The following is a 3791-nucleotide window of genomic DNA, read 5'->3' as shown; positions in this document are numbered from 1 at the left end:
CATGCCCGCCGCGTGGGCGCGCACGCAGCAAGCCGTCGAAGACCTGAACCCCGAGGCCGCCAGCGGCACGCAGACGCGCCAACTGGTGCGCGCGCCGCATTTCATGATGGCCTCGGCTAATCCACTGGCGACGCAGGCCGGCGACGAGATGTTGCGCCGGGGCGGCAGCGCGGTGGACGCTGCTATCGCCACCCAGCTGGTGCTGAACCTGGTGGAGCCGCAATCGTCCGGCATCGGCGGCGGCGCCTTCATGATGGTGTATTCGGCCAAGAGCGGCCGCATCCAGACCTACGACAGCCGCGAGACCGCGCCCGCGGCAGCCCGGCCGCAGCGTTTCCTGGACCCGGACGGCAAGCCGGTGCCCTTTGCCCGCGCCGTCAATAGCGGCCTGGCGGTGGGCGTGCCGGGCCTGCTGCGCGGGCTTGAGCTGGCGCACAAGGAGCAGGGTGCGCTGCCCTGGGCCGACCTGTTCCAGCCTGCGATCCGGCTGGCCGAGCAGGGCTTCCCCGTATCGCCCCGCCTGTACAAGCTGCTGGCCGGCAACAAGGAACTGCGCACGCAAGCCGCGGCGGCGGCTTATTTCTATGCGCCGGACGGCACGCCATGGCCGGTGGGCCATGTGCTGAAGAACCCCGAATTCGCGCGCACGCTGCGCGCGGTCGCCGAACAAGGCGCGGACGCGTTCTACCAGGGCGAGATCGCCGGGGACATCGTCGCCGCGGTGCGCGGCCATGCCGTACCGGGCGACCTGACCCTGGCCGACCTGGCCGGCTATCGCGCCAAGACGCGTGATCCCGTCTGCGGCGCCTATCGCGGCTATCAGCTGTGCGGCATGGGGCCGCCCAGCAGCGGCCCGATCGCGGTGCTGCAGATGCTGGGCGAACTGGAACAATTCCCTCTCGGCAGCTACAAGCCGGGCAGCCTGGAGGCGGTGCATTACTTCTCCGAGGCCGGCCGGCTGGCGTTCGCCGACCGCGACTTCTACGTGGCCGACCCGGACTTCGTGCGGGTGCCGGTGCGCGCCATGCTGGACCCGGCCTATCTGCGCGCGCGCGGCGCGCTGATCCAGCCGGACCGCAGCATGAAGGTGGCGTTGCCCGGCGATCCGGAAGGCAAGCTGCTGTCGCTGGGCAAGGACGATGCGCTGGCGCTGCCCTCGACCAGCCACCTGGTGGCGGTCGACGCCCAGGGCAATGCCTTGAGCATGACGACCACCATCGAAAACGAATTCGGCAGCAAGATCTTCGTGCGCGGCTTTTTGCTGAACAACGAGATGACGGACTTTTCCTCGTCCTACAAGGATCCCGAGGGCCGCCTCGTCGCCAACCGCATCGAGCCGGGCAAGCGTCCGCGCAGCTCCATGGCGCCGATGATCGTGCTGCGCGACGGCAAGCCCTATCTGCTGGTGGGGTCGCCGGGCGGCAGCGCCATCATCAACTACGTGGCCAAGACCATCGTCGGCGTGCTGGACTGGGGCCTGGACATCCAGGCCGCCATCGATCTGCCCAATATGGGCAGCCGTAACAAGGAAACCGAACTGGAGAAGGGCACCACCCTGGAGGCGCTGGCGCCTGAGCTTGAGCGCATGGGGCACCCGGTGCGGATTCTTGAGTTTCCCAGCGGCATCCACGGCATCGTGATCGACGCTGGCGGCTTGCAAGGCGGCGCCGATCCGCGCCGCGAGGGCGTCGCCCAGGGCGGCTGAGGCCGTGCCGGTTTACTTGCCGGCGTCGGCGGGACGCAGCGCCGGCGGCAGCTTGCGTAGTGTTGCTGGCGTGCGCGACAGCTTGATCGGAGAGCCCACGCCGCGGTAGTCGCCTTGCTCCAGCACCATGCCGCGATGGCGGGTATGCGGATGCGCCAGCGCCTGGTCCACGGTCTGCACGGCAGCCGCGGGCACACCGCAACGCAGCAGGCGGTCGGACAGCGCGGCGGCGTCGTGGTCCGCCAGCAGCGCGGACAGGTCGTCGCGCAAGGCCTGGCGGTTGCGCAGGCGGTCGGCGTTGGTGGCGTAGCGCGCATCCTCGGCCAGCCCCGGCGCCTCCAGCGTCTGCGCCAGCTGCGCGAACTGGCGGTTGTTGCCGACCGCCAGGAAGATCGGGCCGCTGGCGGTGGGCAGCGTTTCGTAGGGCGCGATGTTCGGATGCGCGTTGCCGCTGCGCGCGGGCACCTTGCCGCTGTAGAAGTAATTGGGCGCGTGCGGATGCAGCAGCGACAAGGCGCAGTCGTACAGCGTGATATCCAGGAATTGCCCCAGGCCGCTGCGTGTGCGCTCATTCAGGGCCAGCAGGATGGCCACGGCCGCATTCAGGCCAGTCACCATGTCCACCACCGGCAGGCCGACGCGGGTGGCTTCGCCGTCCGCGTCGCCGTTCACGCTCATCAGGCCGCACATGGCCTGGGCGCAGGCGTCGTAGCCAGGCAGGCCGCCCAGCGGCCCGTCGGCGCCGAAGCCGCTGACCCGGCAATGGATCAGCGCGGGGAAGTCGCGGCTCAGCGTGTCATATCCCAGGCCCCATTTTTCCAGCGTGCCGGGCTTGAAGTTCTCGACCAGCACGTCGGCATCGGCCAGCAGGTGGCGCAGCAGCTCCTGGCCCGCGGCCTGCGACAGGTCCAGCGTCATGCCGTCCTTGTTGCGGTTCACGCCGATGAAGTAGGACGCCGTGTCGCCCAGGAAGGGCGGCCCCCAGCCGCGCGTTTCGTCGCCGCCGGGCGGCTCGATCTTCAGCACGTCGGCGCCGTGGTCGGCCAGGATCTGCGTGCAATAGGGGCCGCCCAGCACGCGCGACAGGTCTATCACTTTGCAGCCGGCCAGGGCGCCGGCGTTGGGCAGGGTTGCAGCCATGTGGGGTCCGTTCAGTCGATGGAAACGTGGGCGCTCTTGATCAGGTCGCGCCATTTGGGCACTTCGGACGAGATGAAGGTGGCGAGGCCTTGCGGCGTCTGGTCCTGGGCTTCGACGATGCCCTGGCTGCGCAGCGTCTGCGCGACCTCGGGATCGGACAGCGCGGTCTTGAAGGCGCGGTTCAAGGTGTCCACCACATCGGCCGGCGTGCCCTTGGGCGCCACGATGCCGAAGAACACGCTGACGTCGTAGCCCTTGAGCCCTTGCTCGGAAAGCGTGGGCAGGTCGGGCAGGGCGTCCGAGCGCTGGGCGCTGGCCAGGCCGATGGCGCGCAGCTTGCCCGCCTTGATGTAGGGCAGCGCGGTCAGGATGTCGGTGAACGACATCGACACCTGTCCGCCCAGCAGGTCGTTGAGCGCCGGGCCCGTGCCCTTGTAGGGGATGTGCATGATCTGGGTGCCGGCCATGTTGTTGAAGAGGATCCCGGCCAGGTGCGACGAGGCGCCGTTGCCCGACGAGGCATAGCTCAGCTTGTCCGGATTCTTCTTGGCGTAGGCGATGAGTTCCTGCGCGTTGTTGGCGGGTACCGAGGGGTTCACCACCAGGATGTTGGGCAGATGGCCGATGCGGATGATGGGCGCGAAGCTGGTCTCGGGGTTGTAGCCCTGCTTCTTGTACAGGCTGACGTTGATCGCCAGCGGGCCGGAGGTGCCGAACAGCAGGGTGTAGCCGTCGGGCTTGGCGGTGGCCACGTATTCAGAGCCAATGTTGCCGCCCGCGCCGGCGCGGTTCTCGACGATGACGTTCTGGTTCAGCGGCTGCCGCAGCTTGTCGGCCAGCCGGCGCGCCAGGGCGTCGGTGGGGCCGCCGGGCGGGAAGGGCACGATCAGCGTCACCGGCCGGGCCGAGGGATAGGCATCCGCGGCCAGCGCGGGCGTGGCGGGGG

3 protein-coding genes are annotated in these 3791 nt (G+C 69.2%); 1 reads left to right on the top strand and 2 read right to left on the bottom strand.

From position 1 onward, the window contains the following. Position 1 precedes the first annotated feature (1 nt). On the top strand, positions 2-1705 hold the full coding sequence (gene ggt, locus VIR09_RS09715; RefSeq protein ID WP_332012669.1) for a gamma-glutamyltransferase: 1704 nt from the start codon (positions 2-4) through the stop codon (positions 1703-1705). A gap of 12 nt (positions 1706-1717) precedes the next feature. Here ggt and VIR09_RS09710 read toward each other — a convergent pair whose 3' ends face one another. Then, positions 1718-2845: a CoA transferase gene (locus tag VIR09_RS09710; protein ID WP_332012668.1), complete on the bottom strand. Its 1128-nt coding sequence runs from the start codon at positions 2843-2845 to the stop codon at positions 1718-1720. Between the two features lie 11 nt (positions 2846-2856). Beyond that, on the bottom strand, positions 2857-3791 hold a 935-nt coding region (locus VIR09_RS09705), incomplete at its 5' end, for a tripartite tricarboxylate transporter substrate binding protein (protein ID WP_332012667.1).

Source organism: Achromobacter sp., from assembly GCF_036567245.1.
Taxonomy (GTDB): domain Bacteria; phylum Pseudomonadota; class Gammaproteobacteria; order Burkholderiales; family Burkholderiaceae_B; genus Achromobacter.
This window is presented reverse-complemented; position numbering and strand designations above follow the sequence as displayed.